This is a genomic window from Bacteroidota bacterium (genome assembly GCA_016195025.1).
Taxonomy (GTDB): domain Bacteria; phylum Bacteroidota; class Bacteroidia; order Palsa-948; family Palsa-948; genus Palsa-948.
In genome coordinates, this window is the sequence record JACQAL010000057.1 from 71,320 (window position 1) to 95,603 (window position 24,284).

The window sequence follows — 24,284 nt, forward strand, 5'->3', positions numbered from 1 at the left end:
AGCAACAAAGATATACTAAAATATCTTTGAACGCATAAAGAATTTTTAGATGTATTTGAACAATGTAAAACCCTTATTTTTACCTGCATTTACCATTAAGACGTAAAAGATAGCAATATGGTTGCACTAAAAGCCAAAAAAATATTCAACAATGACTTCTTTTCTCTGGTATATGATATTTGCAGGGAGATTCCGAGAGGAAAAGTGACATCTTACGGAGCCATTGCTAACTATCTTGGTTCTGCAAAGTCTGCGCGCATGGTGGGCTGGGCGATGAATGCTGCCGGCTCGCAGAAAAAATTTGTTCCGGCACACCGCGTTGTAAACCGCAACGGAGAACTCACCGGGAAAATTCATTTCGGACATCCTAAACTCATGCAGAAACTTTTAGAGAAGGAAGGAATAAAAGTGAAGAACGATACGGTTGTGAACTTTAAAAAACACTTCTGGGATCCGGCAGAGAATTTGAATCTATAAAGAAAAAAAGAAGCCGCCTCAGTTTTTGAAGCGGCTTCTTGCTTCCAGGGTTTATCTTGATATTATTAATCTTCTCTTCTCACTATTCTTATCATCATTAATTGTGAGAATGTAAATTCCTTCGTTGAAAGAAGAAACATCCATGCTGATAGTGTTTGCTCCTTCGGCTGCGGAATATTTTTTATCCATCACCATTCTGCCGAGCATATCCATCACTGATATTTTCATATCAACGCCTGCTTCCACAGAGAATGTGAGGGATACATCGCTTGAAGCAGGGTTGGGATAAACAGCCAGGTTCGTGATAAAATATTCAGGCGCAGAAAAATCTTCCATCATTCGCGAGCCGCTTGATTTTGCTGCGGTGGAAGAGAAAACCATTTTTATATTCGGGCGGTTGTAAGATTGAGTTCCTGTTGTATTTCCGCAAACGCCCGCGCTTCCCGCATCGGCTCTGTAATACAAAGTTCTGTAAGAAGAAGTGGCCGTGTATTGAACATACGAGTTGGAAGTGTAAGAACTGTTGCTCCAGCAAATTTCAACCAGCAGGTTATCCGTTCCGTTATACTGAAACGCGGTGGAGAAATTATAGGTGTTCCATGCGCTCGCAGTGACAACCGGATTTCCGGAATAAACTGTGGTCATGTTGCTTGAACTCAAAAACGAAGAACTTCCGAATGAAGTTGCCGTAGTATGTCTCACTCTGATTGTAAATCCATTCATGATTTGTCCGCTTGAACTTGTTGCATAAAACGCAAGCGACTTAATATATGAATTGGAAGAAGTAAATCCTGCCGCTGCGAGTTCGCTTTGCGTTAAAATGTATTGCACTCTTTCATCCATATAATAGGTGCCGTATGGATTTGCGTAAACTGTTCCTGTTCCTGTTCCAACCTGAACGGTGTTTGAAGTGGAAGTGGAAGAACCCGAAGTGGTGAAGTAAGAAGAAGCGGAAAAACTTCCCGTCACCGAACAAACCGCCTGCACCTGGAATTCATATTGCGTGGAAGCAGAAAGCCCGCTCACGCTTTTTGAAGTGGAAGTGGAAGTTGTATTCGTCCATGTAGAAGATGAAGTGGGTTTATATTTTACATTGTAAGAACTTGCACCGCTCACGCTTCCCCAGTTCAATGTTGCGCTGGAAGATGTGATGGAAGTTGCAGAAAGTGCCGAAGGCAGTCCGCAGGAAGAAGAACTTCCTGTAGTGATGTTGATGGAATAATCTTCCACCTCTCCGTAATTATAACTTCCGCAGGAAGAAGAAATCGGGCTGTCGCTCATCATCACTCTCATGCGAACCGTTCCGGTTATCGCAGCGGAAGGAATCGTGAACGAACCGCTCACCGTGGAAGAACTTCCCGAAGAAGTATAAACATCCTCGCCTGCATCAGAAAAATCCATGTTGTTGTTGTAGTCAATATACACTTTGAAATATTCGGTGTAAGATGAACTAACAAAACCCGGCTTCAGAGAAATTGTGTAAGCAGAACTTTTCGCAAGTGAAGTGGAAGTGCTTGTATAGTTTGCATAGCCACCGCTTGTGGCACCGGTTGTATTGTTAATCGTATTCAGCGTAACATTGTTTATATATTCATACGCAACCGAATTTCCATTTGCGGAACAATACGCAGGAGTTGAACTTCCTCCGCATCCGCCAGAAGAAAGAATGCTTACGCGTGCGCCTGAAGTTCCAAACAACGCGCGCATTCTTGATTTCTGCCCGAGTGAAAACATATTCATGCATCCGTCATCGGTATAATCCATATAGTTCATGAACATATCACCGTTCGAACCGTTCGAACAAGTTGTATGAGGAAATCCAGGGCATCCATAGTTTGAAGTTTGCTGCGTGGGAGTATCGCTCACCAAATCATCTCCGCAATTTGCATCGCCCCAGATGTGGTGAAGGTTGAACCAGTGGCCGACTTCGTGGGTGGCGGTTCTTCCCAAATCATACGGAGCGCCCGCGCTTCCGCCTCTTCCGAAATACTGATAGTTAATCACAACTCCATCGGTTGCACTCGCTCCTCCTGGAAATTGCGCGTAGCCGAGCAAACCACCACCGAGATTACAAACCCAAAGATTCAGATAAGAAGAAGCGGGCCATGCATCATCTCCGCCCGAAGAAGAATATTTTACTTTATCATCATCAATAAAAGAAGTGCTCGAAGTGCTCTTCCTTATTATACCGGTGGTTGCGCCACCGCTGGGAGAAACGGTTGCAAGGCAAAATTCGATTTCAGCATCGGCAGCAACGGAAGAAAACGCAGAGGGAGTATTTGATTTGTCCGCATTCAACCTTCTGTAGTCCTCATTCAAAACGGTAATTTGTGATTGAACTTGTGCATCGGTAATGTTTTGCGAAGAAGTATTATATACTATATGTACCACCACAGGAATTTTGTAAATCGTTCCGTTTGTAATGGGGTCATTGCCTTTCATTATGGAAGAAGAAGAAATCAAATCGCGCGTTTGCTTTTCGATTTCGCTCATGCGCACTTCCAATTCAGGGTCAAGCGCTTTCAGCCGTTCAAGGTTTTCCATCGTGCCGCATTTGCGCACAACTTGTCCGTCAGACAGGCGGGCTTGCGAATGCGCGGAAAGGAAAGAGGCAAATAACGCTGTAACCAAAATTGTTCTCATGGCGAATGAGTGTAATCTGTTTTTCATAGGGAGATGAATTAGAGATTGTTGTTTTTGATTTTTCACGGAATTAAATTTCGCTGAGCGAATGTATACCCTGTGTTATGTTTTGTCAAGCAACTTCTTAATTATTTTTTAACTTTGATAAAATTCAATAGTAAATTCCGTAAAATATAATATTACAGAATAATATTCTGATTTCATAAAATTACTTCTCCTTATCACTTATTCTGAAAACTTTAACTTGACATATATTTTATTTGGTGTATGTTTGCAGCATAAAACCATTTGCCTATGATTAAACTCGATTCAATTGATTTGAAAATTCTTAAGACCTTGCAGGAAGACGGCAGGATTGCCAATATTGATTTGTCGAATAAGATTAACCTCTCCCCCGCTCCAACATTAGAAAGAGTAAAAAAACTGGAGCGGGCTGGTATAATAAAAGGGTACCGCGCAGAACTGGATACCTATCAATTAGGTTTCGGAACGGAAACTTTCATGCTTGTTTCACTTGCCTTCAATCAGCAGAATGCAATTGATAATTTTACACAAGGTATCGGAAAGATCAGCGAGGTGGTGGAGTGTTACCAGGTAACAGGCGCATCGGATTTTATTTTGAGAATCCTTGTCAAAGACATTAATGCCTATGAAGTATTAGTGCGGGAAAAACTTTCGCTAATCAAAGAAATCACAAACATGCAAACAATGGTGATTATGTCCATCATAAAAAAGACGCGGGTTTTTATTGACGATAAAAAATAGAATAAATATTTCTCTCAGCCATTAAGAATTGGCTTTCTCATATATGCAAAATGAAAATGAAAATTTATTCTTTTCATCTGCGTTCACATCTTTTTTAGAAACAAGTTTCCATTTTGTTTCATCCAGCCCGGGGAAATAAACATCTCCTTCGAATGAATTATAGATTCTTGTGTAGTAAATTTTATCGGCAATATCTAATGCTTGATTGAAAATTTCCGCGCCACCGATAATAAATACTTCAGATTCATTTTTCTTTCGTGCTTCATTTAATCCTTCCTCGATTGAATTTACCACAATGCAACCTTCCGCTTTAAAATCTTTCTGACGAGTTACAATAATATTTGTTCTTCCTTCGAGCGGACGGTACTTCAACGGAATGGAGTCATAATTTTTTCTTCCCATGATAACGCAATGCCCCATCGTAACATCGCGGAAATATTTCATGTCAGTCGGTAAATGCCATGGCAATGCATTATTTTTTCCGATGACTCCATTCTCTGCAACAGCAACTATCAAAGAAATAATCATTGGTTAGCTTTCGTATTTTTCGTACCGTTTCGCTTTTCGAAGATTTATGCGTAAGCAATGTTGGAAGTAAAAGTGTCTTCACTCGAGTGCATCATATCAAGTTCCCATCCTTGTGGGAAAGGAGCTTCCAACAGAGCACCGCGAAGCATGTTCGGATACATTTCCGCGTATGTTTGAATCTGGCTCGCGCTGATCCTCCTATATATAAAGGAACGGTGCAAATGTTTGGGGTGGTCAATTCCTGAAGCCGACATCAACTCCACAGCGCTCTTCACCGTTTCGTTATGAAAATTTTTCACGCGAACTTTTTTATCGTTCACATCCAACCCTTTCATCAGGTTCGGGTCTTGTGTCGCAACGCCTGTCGGACAAGTATTGTGGTTGCATTCCAGCGCCTGAATGCATCCGAGCGCAAGCATCATCGCGCGCGCGCAGTTGCACATATCCGCACCGAGCGAAAGATTTTTTACAATATCAAAACCCGATGAAACTTTTCCCGAGGCAATGATTCGAATGTGACGCTTCAACGCAAAACCATTCAGCGCATCGTGCACAAAGGCAAGCGCATCGCGCAGCGGCATTCCCACATAATTGGAAAACTCAAGCGGAGCAGCGCCTGTTCCTCCTTCGCCTCCATCCACCGTAATGAAATCAGGAAAAATATTTGTCTTCACCATCGCTTTGCAAATAGCGATGAACTGAGATTTTCTTCCAACGCAAAGTTTGAAGCCGATGGGTTTTCCTCCTGAAAGTTCGCGAAGTTGTTTTATAAAGTGCATCATCTCGATCGGAGTTTTGAAAGCAGTATGAAATGGCGGAGAAATTACATCCTTGCCCATTTCAACGTGACGGATCTCTGCAATCTCTTTTGTAACTTTTGCTGCCGGAAGAATTCCTCCGTGTCCGGGCTTTGCTCCCTGAGAAAGTTTTATCTCAATCATTTTTACGCTAGGATTCGCAGCGCGCTCGGCAAATTTTTCAGGATTAAATCCTCCATCTCTGTTCCTGCAACCGAAATATCCGGTGCCGATTTGCCAGATGATATCTCCGCCCGGCTGCAAATGATACGGACTCAATCCTCCTTCGCCCGTGTTGTGAGCGAAGTTTCCAAGTTTTGCTCCGCCATTCAAAGCCATGATCGCGTTTTTACTCAGCGAACCAAAACTCATAGCGGAAACATTCAGGATGCTTGCTGAGTACGGCTGCTTGCAATCCGGTCCGCCAACAATTACACGAGGATCCATATCTGCTTTGTGTCCGTCAAGCGGAATGATGGAATGATTCAGCCATTCGTAACCGACTTCATACACATTCAACTGCGTTCCAAACGGAGTGGTGTCATTAACTTTTTTCGCGCGCTGATAAATTACATTTCTGCTCAGGCGATTGAAAGGAGTTCCATCCGTGTCCGATTCAATAAAGTACTGATAAATTTTCGGGCGCATCCACTCCGCCCACCAGCGCATTCTTCCTATGACAGGGTAATTTCTTTTCAGCGTATGGGAAGTTTGCGTGATATCCATTATTCCAACCACAATAAAGGGAACAGTGAAAATTAATGACCACACAAACGGATGCCAGAAATAAGTTGCAACCGCTGATACAATTAATATTCCGATTGCCCAGTTTATAAATGTTTTCATAGAAATATAATTTGTGAAGCGAAGTTAATCGGAAAGTTAAAATGCCAATATACTAATTGATACTAATGATACAAATAACGAATAATACAAATGGCTGTTATTTGTATTATTCGTTTCATTGGTATTCATTCGTATATTGGCATTAGACTGCTACTGCCCCTTTGATGTGCGGATGCGGATTATAATTCTCAATCGTAAAATCCCAGTACTTGAATCCGAAAATATCTTTCACGGCAGGATTTATTTTCATCTGAGGAAGCGGACGAAAATCCCGCGAGAGCTGAAGATTCACTTGCTCCATGTGGTTGGAATAAATATGCGCATCGCCAAAAGTGTGAATGAATTCCCCTAGTTTCAAATCGCAAACCTGAGCGACCATCATAGTAAGCAAAGCGTACGAAGCAATGTTAAAAGGAACGCCCAGAAAAATATCCGCGCTGCGCTGATAGAGCTGGCAACTTAACTTTCCGTCTAAAACATAAAACTGAAAAAACGTATGACAAGGCGGGAGTTTCATTTTATCAATGTCCGCCACATTCCACGCGCTCACGATTAACCTGCGCGAATCCGGATTCTTTTTTATCTGCTCGATAACATTTTTTATCTGGTCAATATGTTTTCCATCAGGCGTTGGCCAGTTTCTCCATTGAGAACCATACACAGGCCCTAGGTTTCCGTTCGCATCCGCCCATTCATCCCAAATGCCTACACCGTTATCTTTCAAATATTTTATGTTCGTGTCGCCTTTCAGAAACCAAAGCAGCTCGTGAATGATAGATTTTGTGTGAACCTTTTTTGTGGTGAGCAGAGGAAATCCTTCGTTCAAATCAAACCTCATCTGGTAACCGAAAATGCTGATGGTGCCCGTGCCAGTGCGGTCAGATTTTTTTGTGCCGTGAGCGAGCACGTAGTGCATTAAGCCATGATACTGTTTCATTGTTAATCTTTCGTAGGCGAAATTAAATAAATTTGCTCAAAATGTTTTTGCTCCTTGTCCTACTTATGAAATTATTTTAACATCGCATCATAAACAAAATATCTAATCTATCTCAAATGAAAATCCTCAAAAAAATCCTCAAGTGGCTCGGCATTGTTTTGCTGTTGCTCATCATCTTTATTATTGTTGCGCCTTTTATTTTCAAGGATAAAATTATTGCCATAGCAAAAGAAGAAGCAAACAAGCAACTCAATGCCAAAGTTGATTTCGGAAATTTCGATTTAACACTTTTCAAAAGTTTTCCTTATTTCTCATTGAGCATAGAGAATGTCAGCGTTGCCAATATTGGAGAGTTTGCCGGAGACACGCTTATGTCAGTAAAAAATCTTTCCGCTACTGTGGATTTAATGAGCGTGATTAAAGGCGAGCAGTATAAAATCCGCGGAGTTCTTCTCGACAATCCCCGCATTCACGCCATCGTTCTCTCCAACGGAAAAGCAAACTGGGATATTACAAAACCATCTGCACCTTCAACGCCTACTGCACCAAGTGAGCCGACTAAATTCAAAATGAGTTTGAAGAAACTTGAAATTAAAAACGCACACATTGTTTACGATGATGCTTCAATGGGAATGTATTCTGCTCTGGAAAATTTTAATTACACCATGAGCGGAGATTTCACGCAGGATAATTTCACCATGGAAAACAACCTGAGCATTGACCAAAGCACTGTGAAATACGCGGGCATTCCTTACCTGAACAAAGTGAAAATATTTATGATAGCGGATGTGAACGCTGACATGCCAAATTTCAAATTTACATTCAATCAGGATAAAATTTCTCTGAACGAACTCACGCTCGGCATAGATGGTTTCTTCGCCATGCCTGGAAAAGATATGAATATGGATCTTAAATTCAAAGCATATCAAACTGAATTCAAAAATATTCTCTCACTCGTTCCCGCTGTGTACACAAAAGATTTTTCTACTGTGAAAACTTCCGGTAAATTTTCTCTCGATGCTTTTGCGAAAGGAATCTATGGAGAAAAGAAAATGCCTGCCTTCGGTGCTCAACTAAAAATTGATGACGCCATGTTCCAGTATCCTTCGCTGCCGAAAGCGGTGAAAGATATTGCGATTGATGTTGCGGTGAATAATTCTGACGGAGTTCCCGATCACACTGTCACTGACATAAAAAAATTTCACATGGAGATGGCGGATAATCCGGTTGATATTGTAATGCATATTGAAACTCCCGTGAGCGACCCGAATATTGCAGGAACAATTATGGGGAAAATAAATCTTGCAACGGTGAAAGATGTTGTGCCGATGGAAGGAAGTGATTTAAATGGAAACGTAACTGCCGATGTGAAACTCAAAGGAAAAATGTCGAGCATTCAAAAACAAAAGTATGACGAGTTCCAGATGGAAGGGCAAATCATTATGATGGATATGCATTACAAGAGCAAAGATTTCCCGCAGGGAATGAATATCAAAAGCATGACGCTGAATTTTTCTCCGCAATTTGTTGAACTGCGCGGCTTCGACAGCAAGATTGGCAAGAGCGACATACAAGCGAACGGAATGGTGGAAAATATTTTGCAGTATGTTTTACAGGATTCGCTTCTGCAGGGAACTTTCTCTATGAAGTCATCGCTGCTCGATTTGAATGAATTCATGCAGCCCTCCTCTGCTCCAACTGCGAGCGCAACACCGGACACTTCTCATCTCAGCGTGATTGAAGTTCCGAAGAACATTGACTTCATTCTGAAATCTTCGTTCGGAAAAATTATCTATGATAAAATTGAAATCACCAATGCGGAAGGAAGCATTCTCGTGAATAAAGGCGAAGTGAAAATGAATAATCTCAAGATGAACTTAATGAAAGGAAGCATGGTGATGAATGGAATTTACGGTACACAAAATCCCAAATTGCCGAAGGTGAATTTCGATTTGAACATTTCCGATTTTGATATTCCCATGACGTTTCACTATTTCAACACGGTGCAGAAACTTGCGCCCGTTGCGAAATACACTACAGGAAAATTTTCCACGCAGTTAAAATATACTTCCAACCTTGACGCGCACATGATGCCCGACATGAAAACCATGAACGGTGACGGCAAACTGCAGACAAAAAATATTGTCGTGGCAGGATTTGAGCCGCTGAACAAATTAGCGGCAGCATTAGGAGGAATGGATAAATTCAAAAAAGCAGAGTTCTCTAATCTTGATATTACGTATCATATTAAAGACGGAAAACTTTCTACCGATGAATTTCCGTTCAAGAGCGGAAGCGTTGCAGGAAATATTTTCGGTTCCACCGCGCTTGACCAGACCATTGATTACACTATGAAAATGGAAATTCCTACTGCGGATATGCCTGCGGGAGCGAAAGCGTTTGTTACAAAAGAACTTTCATCGCTGAGCGCTCTTGGAGCAAATGCAAAACTTCCGGAGAAAGTAAAAATGAATGCGCTCTTCGGAGGGACTGCCACAAACCCCACGGTGAAAACAAGCATGAAAGATATGGGAGGCAATGCGAAAGAACAAGTGAAAGAAGTTGTTCAGCAGAAAGTGGAGCAGGTGAAACAGGACGTGAGCAAGAACATTGAAGCGCAGAAGAAAAAAATTCTTGACGATGCAAACGCGCAGGCGCAGAAAATCCGCGATGATGCAAAAAAATCTGCCGATGACGTGCGCACAAACGGAAATGCTCAGGCAGCCCAACTCGATAACAAAGGCGCGAATTTCATAGAGAAAGCCGCCAACAAAAAACTTGCTGAGAAAACAAGAAAAGAAACCGAAGACAAAGCAAAAAACATCGAAGCCGAAGGAAATAAAAAAGCAGATGACCTTGTGAAGAATGCGCTGGAACAAGCGGATAAGATTAAGTAAGAAGTTAGATTTTAGAAGTCAGAAGTTATGAATGCGAAAAAAAATAACATCCGATGGATTTTACTTCTCACTTTTCACTTCTTACTTCTTACTTCTTTAATAGCTCAGAAAAACAAGCCGCAAGAACCCGACCCTGCCGAAGAGTGTAGCGGAACTGATGATGCAAAAGCGCTTTACCTAAAATCGCGCGACAAGAAAAAGTATGAATACGATGAGCGCATAAAATTTCTGGAAGAAGCAGTTGCGGAAGACCCCAGTTATGCTCCCGCGAATTATGAACTGGGCATGCACTGGCAAAGGCGCGCAGATGAAAACGATGCTGCCTGCGAAAAGTGCGAGCCGTATTTCCGCGCGGTGATTAAAAACTGCCCGCAGTATCATTCCAATCCTTACTTCTTTCTTGGCTATGGGTTTTATCAGAAAGGGAATTATGATTCCGCTATGAAGTATACAAAACTCTTTCTCGATTTCAAAGAAGATAATCTGAAGAAGTACGACAAACTCCGCTACGAACGGTTTCTGGTGGATGCAAAAAACATTATGAAGTTTTCAAAGTTCAACAAAGAAATGTACGGCAACCCGGTTGCGTATGACCCGAAAATTCTGGAAGGCGTGAGCACGGTGAAAGATGAATACCTTCCTTTTATTTCGCCCGATAATCAGATTGCTTTTTTCACGCGCAGAATGAAAGTTCAGCCCATTGGAATTGCCTGGGATGTGAGCACCGAGAAAGAATTCTTCTGCTCCAGCGAGCGGGGCGCTGATGGAAAATTTCCCGAAGGCGAGCCCATGCCCACCCCGCCTTTCAACCTGCACTTCAACGAAGGAGGGGCATCCATCACCATTGACAACAAGCATATTTATTTTACGGTGGTGGAGCAGGACGGCAACTACGATATTTACACTTCTGATTTTGTGAAAGGCGAATGGCAGCAGGCAAAAAGTTTGGGCAATGTGATTAACAGTCCCGATTACTGGGATTCGCAGCCCTCCATTTCTGCCGATGGAAAAACACTTTACTTCGCCAGCACGCGCCCGGGCGGTTATGGCGGAGTTGACCTCTGGAAATCGGTGAAGGACTCTGCCGGCAACTGGACCAAGCCCGTTAATCTGGGTTCAAACATTAACACCGAAGGCGATGAAAAATCTCCCTTCCTGCACTGGGACAGCAAAACACTTTACTTCTCTTCGGGCGATAACGAACAGGCGCAAACTTCGCATCTCACATTAGGCGGCTTCGATATATTTTATTCGAAGATGGACAGCACGGGCAGATGGGCAAAGCCGAAAAACATTGGCTACCCCATTAACACGCAGGCGAACGATGTGGGATTTTTTGTGAGCAGCGATGGCAAATACGGTTTCTTCGCATCGAACGATAACCAGAAAACAAAAGGACGAAGCGTGGGCGGATACGATATATATTATTTTGAACTTCCGCAGCACGTGCGCCCCGAAGAAGTTGCGATTGTGAAAGGAAAAGTGGTGAACCCCGATGGAAAATCAGTGGCGGGCGCGCAGGTGGAAATGAAAGATGCCGTCACAAAAAAAATTACGAAGGCGCTGGTGGATTCGGCAACGGGCGAATATGCCATTGCAGCAAACGTGCAGAAGAATGCCAATGGCGAACGCAATGACATGCTCGTTGAAGTGAAGAAAGACGGATTTGCTTTCAGTTCGCAGTTGCTTTCCATGAATGATTCCGCAACAAAAAAAATTCTTGCTCCTTCCAATCCCGTAGAAGTATCAGCATCCCCCCTTCGGGGGGCGGGGGGGCAGGTGGAACTGAAAACCGATTCGGTGAAAGAAGGAAGCGCCTTCACCCTCAACAATATTTATTTCGGGCCCAACCGTGCCGATTTGAAAGAGGAATCAAAATTTGTTCTCGATGAATTTGCGCAGTACCTGAAAGAAAACCCGAACATTAAAATTGATATTTACGGGCATACCGATAACATAGGCGGTGCGCAGGATAATCAGAACCTTTCGGCAGACCGCGCTTTCACCGTGTTTGAATATTTGCGCAACGTTGCGGACGTTTCCAAAGAGCAAATCAGAGAGCACAGGGGCTATGGAGCAACCCAACCCCTTGCCGATAACAACACCGAAGAAGGCAGAGCCAGAAACCGCAGAACAGAGTTTATGATTGTGGCGAAGTGATAAAGCCCCAAGCCCTGGGTAACTTACCTACTCCGCTCGCGCTCGTTTGAAACGAGTGCGAAGTTGTTTGTCGTCTCAGACGACTTGCCATTTACACGCGTCACAGACGCGCGCCAGCGGGGAAACCCGATGTTGCGCGTTCGTTGTTCTATTTTTTAAAGTGTCCTAAAATAATGCTTACTGCAAAACCCCTGTCCGAATGCAAATGAAAATTTTGAAATATGTCAATGGCGAAACCAAAATATTTTGACGGTGTCCAAATGAAATTTAAGTCGGCAATAACTCCTAAGTATTGAAAATTGTCATAGTGATAAACATATCCCTGTTGCGGAAATAAATTTGGACCCCATCCACTATTACTGCTTGGTTGAATTGTGTCAACATAACTATTTCTCCAATTTCCTTGTCCAAAAGATAGCCCAGCCATTGGAATAAATTTGAAATACTTGTTACTGAAAGACTGTCCGTAAAGAAGTGAGAAATTTTTTATCCATTGAATAGTATTCAGTTCTGGTTCAGGAAATGGAAAACCGACAAACATTTCTTTGTTTTGATAATACCTTGCTGAAAAAAAATGTTTGTCTTGATTGTAGTTTGCTCCAAGTTGATACCCCAATCGTCCACCCATAAGTATTCCCCCTTGTCCCCAAAAATATTTTGGATTAGTGTCGTTTTGATTTGAAGAAGAGTCCGAATTGATTGTCTGTCCAAGAGTAATTTCAGTTGTCAAAACGACTGAATAAATTGTCAATATGGTCAGTAATCTTGTCACAAAAGTGTTTTAAAAATTCTATCGTTTCTGTCCGCACTTGCTTGTCCACCCGCAGCCCGCAAAATACAATGACGCGCAACTCATTATACCTGCCTGCCGGCAGGCAGGTCAGCCACAAAGGTATTGATTATTTTCAGCGCATAAGCGGGAGCTCGCATTCGCATTATCGTAAACAGCAGTCAACTTACGCTGCTCTGAGGTCAACTTACGCTGCTCTGAGGTCAACTTACGCTGCTTTGATGTCAAGTTACGCTACTCTGAGGTCAACTTACGCTACTCTAAGGTCTACTTACGCTACTCTGATGTCAACTTACGCTACTTTGATGTCAACTTACGCTACTTTGATGTCAACTTACGCTACTCTGAGGTCAACTTACGCTACTTTGATGTCAACTTACGCTACTCTGAGGTCAACTTACGCTACTCTGATGTCAACTTACGCTACTTTGATGTCAACTTACGCTACTCTGATGTCAAGTTACGCTACTATTCACCCGGATTATTGTAAAGAGCGTGTTTTTTACTGAATTCAGGTATTTCCTTACGCCTCATACCTTATTTCTTCAGGACTTACGCAAAACGGTGTCATTCCGAGCGAAGCGAGGAATCTCCTTTGTGCCAAACATAGGAGATTTCTCCCTCTGGTCGAAATGACAATACTCACTAAACTTCTGTCAGATGGAATACGGACTCCGTACAGCCGAAGGCAGTCGGAGCGTAAGTCCTGTTCTTATTCCTTCCTCAGGGAACAATTTCGCTTTTGGGCTCGCTCCATGGCTCTGGTCCTCCTTTTTCGGCTTTATGCACTGAAGAGGTGCTTTTTTTAGGGGTGCGCTTAACGGGGCGATGGCTCACGAAGCAGCGTTTTTCGCTGGTCAGCCCATCGAGCACGGTGGTTCCTTCGGAAGTGCTGGGCGCGTGTGTCCATCCTTGAAGGGTTTGGTCGTAGGTAAAGCGCCATTCGTGCGCCACCACTCCGTCTTTCTGGCTTCCTTCGGCAGTAGCGAACAAAGTGCCCGGGTCTTTTCCGCGTTTTACTGAAAACACTCGTTTTTGCTTATGCGTTTTGCCTTTCAGCGGCATTCCTGAACTTTGGGCAATCACAACCGGGTCTTCATTGGGGTTGGGGTTGTTCGCCCGCATTAAAACAAAAAGCGCAAGGGTGTTCAAATGGTTTTCGAGTATTTCGCGCTTGTCGTCTTTGGTTTTGGTGTTATCGCCTTTTTTATGGTTTTCTAAAAAATTGATGAGGTCATTTGCCGCGGCATCCACGGTGGAAAGCGCGGGAACGGGGTTTGGAAAATAGGCATTGTTGGTCATGCTGGTGGTAACATGAAAAGAAAATACAGGCAACTCAGCATCGCTGTATTGCTGAAGGTCGAGGGCGATTTGTACTTTCATAAAATAAGTGGGTTTAAGGTTTATGTTTGGGGTTTGTTTTTTTTTCTCTTTCGGTTCAGCCGCTGCATTTTTTCAATGCCTTCCTTCACCATGTGTATTTTTTCCTCCGTCATTGGATAGGGCAGCAGGCGGTGCGGTGGTGTGTTTAAATACTTGGTTATTTTAAAAATGCTGGTGAGTGTAAGATTTTCATCGCCTGCTTCCACCTTATACATGTTTAAGCCGAGGTCATCGGTCATTGTTTCCTGCGAAATGTTTTTTTTTGTTCTCCAGTATTTCACCATGATGCCGAAACTTATAAAAAACCGTTTCATTTCTTCCTCCATTACTTCAGCAGCATGATTGCTCATGGGCAAATGTAACTTGCAATTTTCTGAAATGATACCTATGTATAGATAGGGGCATCTCTATTAACGTGAGTTTTGTTTAAGTCATATATGAAACTAAAAAACATTCTTCTTTTTTAATGAGATTCCTCACTTCGTTCGGAATGACAGCAGAAAATAGTGGAGGATTGGGAGCGGGCGCGCAGAGCGCGCCCGCTCCTCCCCCTATAAAAATTAAAAATGTCATTCCGAATGGAGCGAAGCGGAATGAGGAATCTCATAGAATAATAAAGTCCTTAAACAAAACTCACGTTATTAGACATTATTCAGATTAAGAGTTTATAGGGTAAATTTCTTTGGTGCAAATTTGGTGTTTTGGTGTTTTTGTGGCGAAAAAAATATTTTGCCACCAAAGCACAAAGACACAAAATCCCACTAAAAAGATAATCTGAATAATGTCTATTATACTGAAACAAATCGGCTTTCCGAAATGTTGAAGTATAACCATTACCTTTGTATTGAAAAGTATGCTCACTCTCATTATCATCGCCATTACCTGCCTTGTTTCTGTTTCGGCTTTCAGCAACCGTAATTTATTTGCCGAACTTCTTTTCAACGGCACTATGATTCACGCGCATAAACAATGGCACCGGTTTCTCACGCATGCCTTTGTTCATGCCGACTGGGTGCACCTGCTCATGAACATGTATGTGCTTTACCTGTTCGGCAGCATGGTGGAGAAAAGTTTGATTCAGGTGTTCGGAACACTAAAAGGCGAAGTTTATTTTTTTCTTCTCTACTTCATCGGCATTGTTGCTTCGTCTTTTCCTTCGTATCAAAAACACAAAGACGATGCGTATTACAATTCGGTGGGCGCATCGGGCGCGGTGTCGGCAGTGGTGTTTTCCGCCATACTTCTTAATCCGTGGATGAGTTTATCGCTGATGTTCCTTCCCATTCCCATTCCCGCTCCCATCTTCGGAATTTTATACCTTATCTATTGTTGGTATGCGGCAAAACATTCGCGCGATAACATTGCGCACGATGTGCATTACTGGGGTTCGCTTTTCGGTGCTGTGTTCACGCTGGTGATTTTACCTTCAAGCATTTTTAATTTGATAGATGCAATCAAAGATATTTTTTAAGTACGGATAACGGATCACTACGAATCTTCGAATAAATTCATTTACTTATTCGTAGATTCGCAAAGAATTAGTTATCCGCACCAAATGTATTTATGAATAAATGTGTTTTCCTCGACAGAGACGGAGTGATTAACAAAGAATGCGGCTATGTATTCCGTATAGAAGATTTTGTTTTCAATGCAGATGTTTTTTCTTCCCTGAAGAAATTGCAAGAAGCAGGATTTGTTTTTATAGTCATCACCAATCAAAGCGGCATTGCAAAACAACTTTACACGCACGAAGATGTTTCAAAAATTCATTCGCACCTGCTGGGCGCTATGAAAGCAAACGGAATTGAGATTGCCGAAATTTATTATTGCCATCACCATCCCGATGTGGAGCCGTGCATTTGCCGCAAGCCCGATTCGGGAATGATTGAAAAAGCAATTGCGCGTTTCAACATTGATGCTTCCCAATCCTTTTTCATTGGCGATAAAGAACGGGATATTCAGGCAGCAGAAAAAGCAGGGCTCAAAGGGTTTTTAATTGAAGCCGACAGCCCGCTGAACGGAATTGCAGAGGAAATAATAATTCAGGGAATAAGGAATAAGGTATAAGGTATAAGGAAAATCTGCAACCTATTCATCATGCCCTTTCACGGGCTTACCTGTTTTCCATAGTTCTTCGTTTTCTTTTTCTGCCTGCTTGAGAGAATCAGAAACTTCTTTGCTCGCCAATTTATTCAAATCAGGACTTCCTGCATTCATCCAGGCGGTGTACCAAAAACTTCCCACATCAAAAATGGATGCGCGCATTCTGCGTTCTACCATTCCATCAAGCATATCATTGTATGCGCGGGAAAAATCTTCTGAATAAACTTTCACGGTTCCGTTTCCTTTCTTCTCATAGGAATATTTTTTATCGGGAGAAAATTTTTGCGTGAGTGCGGCTTCAAACTCCAGCACCGAATCTTTTTCAGCATAACTTGCCTTCACAATTTTCCAGATGCGTTCATTTATTTTATCCACGTATTCTGCGCGCCCGGTAAACAAATCCCAGTTATCTGCAAAAAGTTCGGGAATGCGTGATTCCCAAAAACCGTGAATGCCCACCTGATTGGTGAGTTGTCCGTTGTAATTTTCCGTAGTGTGAAGCGGCACATGCGCATCTTCAATGTAATGACCGATGTTTGCAGAGAGATAAAGTATGCGGTCTACATTTCCATCTTTGAATGCCTGCGTGAGCCGGTACATCATGGTTTCAATATACCACGGAACAATTCCGTAAGCATTCAGTGTGTCTTCCGAAAATTTTTTCACGGCATCTTTCCAGTGATGCGGAAGCGAATCAAACGGATGTTTTCCGTAATGGTCGGCATCCAGATAATGGCGCGGGGCTTCATCGGGGTTGGAATATCTTCTTCTGTCGGGGTCAACGGCATGAACGGTGAGATAATCAATATGCGTTTTGTAAAATGAAATCATTTCAGGCGGAAGCGTGAACACCGCAAGTTGATTTATTTTTTTATGCGCGAAGAAACCCCATGTGAAAGCGGGAGCAGTAAGCAGTAAGCAGTAAGCAGTAAGCAGCGAAGAAATAAAAATGCTTTTGCGCGACACAGAAAATAATTTTCAGCAAATATAAAATGATTACCTGATAAGAGGTTTGCATCTGTGGAGCCGGGGAGAATTGAACTCCCGTCCAAACAAGGGACAAAAAAGATTTCTACATGCTTAGCCGTTTTTTAGTTTTCGGAATGAAGCCGGCAAAACAGCGGCCAACTTCAAACTTAGTTTCTTTAGTTTCGCTGTGAACCGAAACTTTTCACAACTATCTTTTCATTTGCGATGCTTGTTCCGGAACGCTGAAAAGAAAAAGCTTTCCGGGAAGCAGGAGCGAAATTGACTATGTCAATTAAGCTGCCATAGCGAAGTTATAGTCGCCATTTAGAATTTGAGAATTGTTATTTACGTGATACTTTCCCAACTCACGGCATGCTTACAAATTCATCCTCCTCGCTGTCAAAACCTGTCGGCCCCAATGAGAAGTACGATGTAAGATTTATTCCGAAGGAACTCCTTCGGAATAATGTACAATTTGAAAGAACTTATCTATAAAGATAAAAAAAGCTGGCAGTTGGCAATTGGCAGTCGGCAGAAAATAAAATTTACATTTGCTCTCTCAAAAAATGATTCGTAAAATTCGCAGCAAGATTAGTAATTCGTAACCAGGAAAATTATCTATGACAAAGATTGGCATTCTGAGAGAAGAAAAAATTCCTCACGACAAGCGCGTGCCGTTCACGCCTGCGCAATGCAAATTCATCAAAGAAAATTTTTCTGTTGATATGTTTATTCAGCCAAGTGATTGGCGGGTTTACAAGAATGAAGAATATACTTCTGCCATTGCGATATCCTGATGGGTATAAAAGAAGTTCCGGTTGCCAATTTGATTCCGAATAAAAAATATTTATTCTTCTCTCACACCATTAAAAAGCAGCCGCACAATCAAAAACTTTTCAAAGCATTGCTCGAGAAAAAAATTCAGATGATTGACTACGAAACGATGACGGATATTGACCACAACCGCATCATCGGCTTCGGGCATTATGCAGGAATTGTGGGAGCGTACAATGGAATTCTCGGCTACGGTTCAAAATATAATCTCTTCAAAACAAAACGTGCTGTAGAATGCCACGATTTGAACGAACTGAAAGATGAACTGAAAAAAATTAATCTTCCGAACTTAAAAATAATTGTAACCGGAAACGGAAGAGTTGCAAACGGTGCAATTGAAATGCTCGGCTTGCTTCACATCCGCAGAATCACTCCTTACGAATTCACGCACTACACTTTCCGCGAACCGACTTATACGCAGCTTCATTCCAACAATTACAACGAACCGCTCGATGGCTCGCAGTGGAACACGGAAAATTTTTATCATCATCCTGAAAAGTTTCGTTCAACTTTTATGAAATACACGCGCTGGTGCGATTTACTGATTCATTGTTCGTACTGGGATCCGCGCGCGCCAAAACTTTTTACAAAAGAACAAATGCGTTCGCCCGAGTTCGGCATCAGCGTGATTGCCGATGTTGCCTGCGATATCAATGGCTCCATTCCTTCCACCACAAAACCATCCACCATTGAAGAACCGTTTTACGGCTATGATGTGAAGACGGAAAAAATTGTTGAGCCGTTTGCAAAAGATGCCATCACCGTGATGGCAATTGATAATCTTCCCTGTGAAATTCCGCGCAATGCCTCCGAAGATTTCGGAAAAGAATTAATTGATAAAGTTCTTCCTTTTCTGCTGGTAAAAGATTCTGACGAAATGATTGAGCGCGCAACGATTGTTAAGGATGGAAAACTGATGGAGAGATTTTCTTACCTGAAAGATTACGCTTCGTAATTATTTTCCCACCTTCAACTGAGAAATCGTCTCCGAAGGATTCTTCGAACCGAACACCGTATTTCCTGCCACCAAAACATCTGCTCCTTCTTTTATTAACTGCGGAGTGTTTTTCAAATCCACACCGCCATCAATTTCAATTTTGGCTTTTGATTTTTTTGTGCGAATTAATTGTCGGAGATATTTCACTTTCTGAAAAGTGCTCTCGATAAATTTTTGTCCGCCAAAACCGGGATTCACGCTCATCATGCACACCAAATCAATTTCAGAAATGATGTCTTGAAGTACATTCACAGGCGTGTGCGGATTAATTGCTACTCCTGCTTTCATTCCCAAATCTCGAATGGCATGAACGGTGCGGTGAAGATGCGTGCTTGCTTCGTAATGCACGGTGAGATTATCCGCGCCCGCGTCTTTGAATGCCTGCAAAAAATTATCGGGCTGAACAATCATCAAATGCACATCGAGCGGTTTCTTCGCGTGCTTCTTGATTGCTTTGATAACCGGAATGCCGAAAGAAATATTAGGAACAAAAACTCCGTCCATCACATCGAGGTGAAACCAATCGGCTTCACTCTTGTTGAGCATTTCAACATCGCGCTGAAGGTTTGCAAAATCGGCTGAGAGAATGGAAGGAGCTACCAAATGTTTCATATATCAAAGATACGCATCATAAACAAACCGCAAATACAAATTAGTTATTAGTTGTTGGTTAAAAGTTGTAGTGTATCAGTTATTGGTTATAGGCACACAGGTAACCAAAACTAAAAACTAAATAACTGAAACTTCAAACCAAAAATCATAAACTAAAAAATAAAAATGAAAAATGGAATTCTAACCAAGATAAGCTTTTAGCAGTTTACTGCGTGACGAATGCTTAAGCCTGCGGATTGCTTTTTCTTTTATCTGGCGAACACGCTCGCGGGTAAGAGCAAATTTTTCTCCAATCTCTTCGAGCGTTTGTGCAGGTCCGCCATGCAAACCAAAATATAAACGAAGCACATCGGCTTCGCGGTTGGAAAGTGTTCCGAGTGCGCGTTCAATTTCTTTTCTCAGGGATTCACTGAGCAAACTTGTATCGGGTTTTGGCCCTTCTCCATCCTGCAAAACTTCGTACATGTTGCCAGCGTCATCTTCGCTCGAGAGAAGCGGAGCATCCATAGAAATATGTTTTCCCGTGTTGCGGATAGAATCTTTTACATCATCAGGAAGAACGCCAAGTGTTTCAGCAATTTCTTCGTGAGTAGGTTCGCGCTCGTATGCCTGCTCGAGTTTGGAAAAAACTTTGTTTACCTTATTAATAGAACCGATTTTATTCAGCGGCAGACGAACAATTCTCGCCTGCTCTGCCAACGCCTGCAAAATAGATTGACGAATCCACCACACTGCATAAGAAATAAATTTGAATCCGCGGGTTTCGTCAAAACGCTGCGCGGCTTTTATCAATCCGAGATTGCCTTCATTAATCAAATCCGGCAAACTCAATCCCTGATTCTGATACTGCTTGGAAACGGAAACCACGAAACGCAGATTCGCGCGCACCATTTTATCGAGCGCACTCACATCGCCCGCTTTAATTCGCTTTGCCAATTCCACTTCGTCTTCGGCAGTAATCAAACTCTCGCGTGAAATTTCGTGAAGATATTTTTCCAGCGAAGCGGTTTCGCGGTTAGTAATTTGCTTGGTGATTTTTAACTGGCGCATGCGGTAAAATTAATTCAGCATTAAAAGTACATAAAATTCTGTTCCCGAAAAAAGAGAATACAAATGTATGCGTCCATTCGGAATGGCAAAATATTTAAGAAAGAAAAAACTCGGGCAATAATTTACGCCTGCTCTTTCTTTTCCGGTCTTGGCAGAAGCGCTTTGCGAGAAAGACGAAGCTTGCCTGATTTTCTATCCACTTCTAGCAACTTCACTTTCACCGGGTCTCCTTCTTTCAAAATTCCCTGCAAAGATTCCAAACGCTTGTGGTCAACTTCTGAAATGTGCAGGAGTCCTTCCTTGCCTGGAAGAATTTCCACGAACGCTCCATAAGGCATAATGCTCGTAACTTTTCCGAGATATTCCTGCCCTTCTTCGGGAACAGTTGTGATGCCTTTGATTTTCGCAACGGCTTTGTCAATTCCTTCTTTATTGTCGGAGAAAATATCTACCACTCCTTTTCCGTCCACTTCTTCAATTACAATAGTGCATCCCGTTTCGCGCTGCATCTCCTGAATAATTTTTCCACCGGGGCCGATAACCGCACCGATGAATTCTTTGTCAATGATGAGCTGAACAATTCTTGGCGCGTGCGATTTATAATCGGTGCGTGGAGCAGAAATTGTTTTTTCCATTTCCGCGAGAATATGCAAGCGTCCTTGCTTTGCCTGGTCGAGTGCTTTTGCCATCACTTCGTATGGAAGTCCGTCCACTTTCAAATCCATCTGCGTGGCTGTGATTCCATCTTTCGTTCCGGTAACTTTGAAATCCATATCGCCCAAATGGTCTTCGTCTCCGAGAATATCGGAAAGCACCGCGAACTTTTTATTATCGGTAATTAATCCCATCGCAATTCCTCCAACAGGTTTTGAAATCTGAACGCCTGCATCCATCAGCGCCAAACTTCCCGCGCAAACTGTCGCCATCGAAGACGAACCGTTCGATTCAAGAATGTCGGACACCACGCGAACCGTGTAAGGATTTTCTTTCGGCATCACTTGCATTAAAGAACGGTGTGCCAGATTTCCGTGACCGGTTTCCCTGCGCGAAGTTCCGCGCATCATTTTCACTTCGCCCGTTGAGAACGGAGGAAAATTATAATGAAGCATAAAAGTTTTTTCTCCCTGGAAAAGCGCGCCATCAATAGTAAGCGAATCTAATTTTGTTCCGAGTGTAACGGTGGTGAGCGACTGAGTTTCTCCCCGTGTGAAAATTGCCGAGCCATGTGTCATCGGAAGATATCCTACTTCACTCCATATCGGCCGGATGTCGGTAGTTTTTCTTCCATCCAAACGGATTCCTTCATTCAGAACTGCGGAACGCATTGCATCGTATTCCAAATCGTGATAATATTTTTTGGCAAGCTTCTTTTTCTTTTCAGTTTCTTTATCCGTAGATCCTGAAACAAGTTCAGGATGACTTGCAAGAAATTCATCTATGATGGCTCCGAAAAGTTTTTTGCGTTCATGCTTGCTGGGATTTCCTGATTTTGCAACAGCATAAATTTTATCGTAAGTGGCTTTGCGGATTTCTTCGCGCAATGTTTCGTCTTCAACCGGTGCAACAATGGCGCGTTTTTGTTTCTCTCCAACTTTTTTCACCAGTTCATTGATGGCGCGAATTTGTTTTTTAATTGCCTCGTGTGCGAACTTGATAGCTTCGAGCATATCGGCTTCCTGGACTTCTTTCATTTCGCCTTCCACCATATTTATATTTTTCTCGGAAGCAGCAACAATGATGTCAATGTCGGCTCTTTCCAAATCGGATATTGATGGGTTCACAACAAACTTTCCGTCAATGCGCGCAGCGCGAACTTCGGAAATCGGGCCATTGAACGGAATATCCGAAACCGCAAGCGCTGCAGAAGCGGCAAGACCTGCATAACAATCAGCCATTGTATTTCTGTCGGCAGAGATGAGATAAATTAAAACCTGCGTTTCATTTCTGTAATCTTCGGGAAAAAGCGGACGAAGCGCGCGGTCAACTAAACGGCTGGTTAAAATTTCGTGTTCGCTCGGGCGTGCTTCGCGTTTGAAAAATCCTCCGGGAATTCTTCCTGCCGAAGCAAATTTTTCCTGGTAATCCACCGAGAGCGGAAAAAAGTCAATGTCTTCTTTGGGGGTTTGATTGGAAACTACGGATGCGAGAAGCATTGTGTCGCCAATTTTTACAACAACAGAGCCGTCTGCCTGCCGTGCGAGTTTTCCTGTTTCGAGTTCAACGGTGCGGCCGTCTCCTAAATCGAATGTATGTGTGCTGTGTTTTGACATGATAAAGAAATTATGAATTATGAATTATAGATTATGAATGTAAAAGGTCAGTTGATAGTTGCTTGTAACCAGTTGTTAAATACAACTAACCACTTACGACTAACCACTAACAAATTACTTACGGATTTCGAGAGTTTTCAAAAGCGCGCGGTACTTTTCCAAATCTTTGCGCTTGAGATAATCGAGTAAGTGTTTGCGTTTGCTTACGAGAAGAAGAAGAGAACGCTGGGTTCCTTTATCTTTTTTCAGGCGGTTGAGATGCTCTGTAAGATGATTAATGCGGGTGGTGAACATGGCAATCTGCACTTCGGCAGAACCACTGTCCTTGTCAGATTTGCCGTGTTTCTTAGCTAAATCTTTTTTGAGTTCTTTTGTTAATGACATTTGTTTTCAAAATTGTCTCCGCCCGATGCGGAGGTTATTTTTTACTTTTTGTTTTTAGGAGCGCAAAGATAAAAGAATAATTCAAACATAAGTTTGTCTTTTGGCACTATTTTCTTCGTAAATTCGGGCAGAGAAAAAAAATTTAATTTATGAAATTCGGTGTAGTAATTTTCCCCGGCTCTAATTGCGACCATGATATGATTTATGTTCTTCGGAAAATCATGAATCAGGAAGTGGTCGAACTCTGGCACAAGGACCACTCGCTTCAAAATTGCGATATGATAATTCTTCCCGGAGGATTTTCGTATGGAGATTATTTACGCTCGGGCGCAATCGCCCGCTTTTCTCCTATCATGAAAGAGGTCTCCGAGTTTGCCGATAAAGGCGGATTTGTTTTTGGAGTTTGCAACGGCTTCCAAATTTTATGCGAAGCGGGATTAACTCCGGGCGCGTTGCTTCACAACACCGACAGAAAATTTCATTGCAAAAATGTTTTTCTGAAAGTTCAGAATACCGATACGCTCATTACATCAGTAATTCCGAAAGATAAAGCGCTGAAAATTCCCATCGCGCACGGAGAAGGAAATTATTTCAATGATACTGAATCGCTGAAAAAGATGAATGAGAAAGGGCAAATTCTTTTTCGCTACTGCGATGAAAAAGGAAATATTACTGAGGAAGCAAATCCCAACGGCTCCATTGAAAACATTGCAGGTGTGTGCAACGAGAAGAAAAATGTTTTTGGAATGATGCCGCATCCCGAACGTGCATCCGATGGTGAATTGGGAAATACAGATGGAAAATTTTTGTTCGAATCCATTTTGAATCTGGTGCAGGCGTAA

The 24,284-nt window shown here is 42.4% G+C and carries 20 protein-coding genes, 1 other RNA gene and 1 pseudogene; 8 read left to right on the top strand and 14 right to left on the bottom strand.

Annotated features, from left to right (window positions below; genetic code table 11):
- Nucleotides 1-117: 117 nt before the first annotated feature.
- Nucleotides 118-477: an MGMT family protein gene (locus HY063_11385; protein ID MBI3502386.1), complete on the top strand. Its 360-nt coding sequence runs from the start codon at nucleotides 118-120 to the stop codon at nucleotides 475-477.
- 51 nt (nucleotides 478-528) lie between these two features.
- Here HY063_11385 and HY063_11390 read toward each other — a convergent pair whose 3' ends face one another.
- A complete protein-coding gene (locus HY063_11390; GenBank protein MBI3502387.1) occupies nucleotides 529-3,147 on the bottom strand; it encodes a T9SS type A sorting domain-containing protein in 2,619 nt (872 codons plus the stop codon).
- A gap of 267 nt (nucleotides 3,148-3,414) precedes the next feature.
- On the opposite strand from HY063_11390, the gene HY063_11395 reads away from it, so the two are divergent.
- On the top strand, nucleotides 3,415-3,885 hold the full coding sequence (locus HY063_11395) for an Lrp/AsnC family transcriptional regulator (protein ID MBI3502388.1): 471 nt from the start codon (nucleotides 3,415-3,417) through the stop codon (nucleotides 3,883-3,885).
- 21 nt (nucleotides 3,886-3,906) lie between these two features.
- On the opposite strand, the gene HY063_11400 is transcribed toward HY063_11395, so the two are convergent.
- The 3 genes from HY063_11400 to HY063_11410 form a co-directional block, all read right to left on the bottom strand.
- Nucleotides 3,907-4,413, bottom strand: coding sequence for a dihydrofolate reductase (locus HY063_11400; GenBank protein ID MBI3502389.1), 507 nt, complete (start codon nucleotides 4,411-4,413; stop codon nucleotides 3,907-3,909).
- 44 nt (nucleotides 4,414-4,457) lie between these two features.
- Nucleotides 4,458-6,056 carry an FMN-binding glutamate synthase family protein gene (locus tag HY063_11405; protein MBI3502390.1) on the bottom strand — a complete coding sequence of 533 codons (1,599 nt, stop codon included), beginning with the start codon at nucleotides 6,054-6,056 and terminating at the stop codon, nucleotides 4,458-4,460.
- Nucleotides 6,057-6,198: 142 nt separating this feature from the next.
- Nucleotides 6,199-6,993 carry a thymidylate synthase gene (locus HY063_11410; protein ID MBI3502391.1) on the bottom strand — a complete coding sequence of 265 codons (795 nt, stop codon included), beginning with the start codon at nucleotides 6,991-6,993 and terminating at the stop codon, nucleotides 6,199-6,201.
- 116 nt (nucleotides 6,994-7,109) lie between these two features.
- On the opposite strand from HY063_11410, the gene HY063_11415 reads away from it, so the two are divergent.
- Complete coding sequence (locus HY063_11415; GenBank protein MBI3502392.1) at nucleotides 7,110-9,890, top strand: AsmA family protein; 2,781 nt, start codon at nucleotides 7,110-7,112, stop codon at nucleotides 9,888-9,890.
- Between the two features lie 27 nt (nucleotides 9,891-9,917).
- Nucleotides 9,918-12,050, top strand: coding sequence for an OmpA family protein (locus tag HY063_11420; protein MBI3502393.1), 2,133 nt, complete (start codon nucleotides 9,918-9,920; stop codon nucleotides 12,048-12,050).
- 148 nt (nucleotides 12,051-12,198) lie between these two features.
- Here HY063_11420 and HY063_11425 read toward each other — a convergent pair whose 3' ends face one another.
- From HY063_11425 to HY063_11440, 4 genes are all read right to left on the bottom strand, one after another.
- The gene (locus tag HY063_11425) at nucleotides 12,199-12,780 is read right to left on the bottom strand and encodes a hypothetical protein (protein ID MBI3502394.1); all 582 of its coding nucleotides are present in this window, start codon (nucleotides 12,778-12,780) and stop codon (nucleotides 12,199-12,201) included.
- A gap of 783 nt (nucleotides 12,781-13,563) precedes the next feature.
- Complete coding sequence (locus HY063_11430) at nucleotides 13,564-14,223, bottom strand: hypothetical protein (protein ID MBI3502395.1); 660 nt, start codon at nucleotides 14,221-14,223, stop codon at nucleotides 13,564-13,566.
- 20 nt (nucleotides 14,224-14,243) lie between these two features.
- Entirely contained in the window at nucleotides 14,244-14,573 is a 330-nt protein-coding gene (locus tag HY063_11435) for a helix-turn-helix transcriptional regulator (GenBank protein ID MBI3502396.1), read from the bottom strand.
- 76 nt (nucleotides 14,574-14,649) lie between these two features.
- A complete protein-coding gene (locus HY063_11440) occupies nucleotides 14,650-14,796 on the bottom strand; it encodes a hypothetical protein (GenBank protein MBI3502397.1) in 147 nt (48 codons plus the stop codon).
- 280 nt (nucleotides 14,797-15,076) lie between these two features.
- On the opposite strand from HY063_11440, the gene HY063_11445 reads away from it, so the two are divergent.
- Both HY063_11445 and HY063_11450 read left to right on the top strand, forming a co-directional pair.
- Nucleotides 15,077-15,694: a rhomboid family intramembrane serine protease gene (locus HY063_11445; protein ID MBI3502398.1), complete on the top strand. Its 618-nt coding sequence runs from the start codon at nucleotides 15,077-15,079 to the stop codon at nucleotides 15,692-15,694.
- Between the two features lie 92 nt (nucleotides 15,695-15,786).
- Nucleotides 15,787-16,290 carry an HAD family hydrolase gene (locus HY063_11450; GenBank protein ID MBI3502399.1) on the top strand — a complete coding sequence of 168 codons (504 nt, stop codon included), beginning with the start codon at nucleotides 15,787-15,789 and terminating at the stop codon, nucleotides 16,288-16,290.
- A gap of 21 nt (nucleotides 16,291-16,311) precedes the next feature.
- Here the strand turns inward: HY063_11450 and HY063_11455 are convergent, their stop codons facing one another.
- Nucleotides 16,312-17,277 (bottom strand): S1/P1 Nuclease, encoded by a 966-nt coding sequence (locus HY063_11455; protein MBI3502400.1) that lies wholly within the window; start codon nucleotides 17,275-17,277, stop codon nucleotides 16,312-16,314.
- Between the two features lie 67 nt (nucleotides 17,278-17,344).
- Nucleotides 17,345-17,712, bottom strand: a transfer-messenger RNA (tmRNA) gene (ssrA, locus tag HY063_11460).
- 203 nt (nucleotides 17,713-17,915) lie between these two features.
- On the opposite strand from ssrA, the pseudogene HY063_11465 reads away from it, so the two are divergent.
- Nucleotides 17,916-19,084 (top strand): annotated as a pseudogene (locus tag HY063_11465) (alanine dehydrogenase).
- Here HY063_11465 and HY063_11470 read toward each other — a convergent pair.
- The 4 genes from HY063_11470 to rpsO all read right to left on the bottom strand — a co-directional run bounded on the left by HY063_11470 (nucleotide 19,085) and on the right by rpsO (nucleotide 23,442).
- Nucleotides 19,085-19,738 (bottom strand): ribulose-phosphate 3-epimerase, encoded by a 654-nt coding sequence (locus HY063_11470; GenBank protein ID MBI3502401.1) that lies wholly within the window; start codon nucleotides 19,736-19,738, stop codon nucleotides 19,085-19,087.
- A gap of 180 nt (nucleotides 19,739-19,918) precedes the next feature.
- Nucleotides 19,919-20,788 carry a sigma-70 family RNA polymerase sigma factor gene (locus tag HY063_11475; protein ID MBI3502402.1) on the bottom strand — a complete coding sequence of 290 codons (870 nt, stop codon included), beginning with the start codon at nucleotides 20,786-20,788 and terminating at the stop codon, nucleotides 19,919-19,921.
- A gap of 122 nt (nucleotides 20,789-20,910) precedes the next feature.
- Nucleotides 20,911-23,058 carry a polyribonucleotide nucleotidyltransferase gene (pnp, locus tag HY063_11480; protein ID MBI3502403.1) on the bottom strand — a complete coding sequence of 716 codons (2,148 nt, stop codon included), beginning with the start codon at nucleotides 23,056-23,058 and terminating at the stop codon, nucleotides 20,911-20,913.
- A 114-nt stretch (nucleotides 23,059-23,172) separates the two neighbouring features.
- Nucleotides 23,173-23,442, bottom strand: a complete 270-nt coding sequence (gene rpsO / locus HY063_11485) for a 30S ribosomal protein S15 (protein MBI3502404.1) — start codon at nucleotides 23,440-23,442, stop codon at nucleotides 23,173-23,175.
- Nucleotides 23,443-23,591: 149 nt separating this feature from the next.
- Here rpsO and purQ point away from each other — a divergent pair, with 149 nt between their 5' ends.
- Nucleotides 23,592-24,284, top strand: a complete 693-nt coding sequence (gene purQ / locus HY063_11490) for a phosphoribosylformylglycinamidine synthase subunit PurQ (protein MBI3502405.1) — start codon at nucleotides 23,592-23,594, stop codon at nucleotides 24,282-24,284.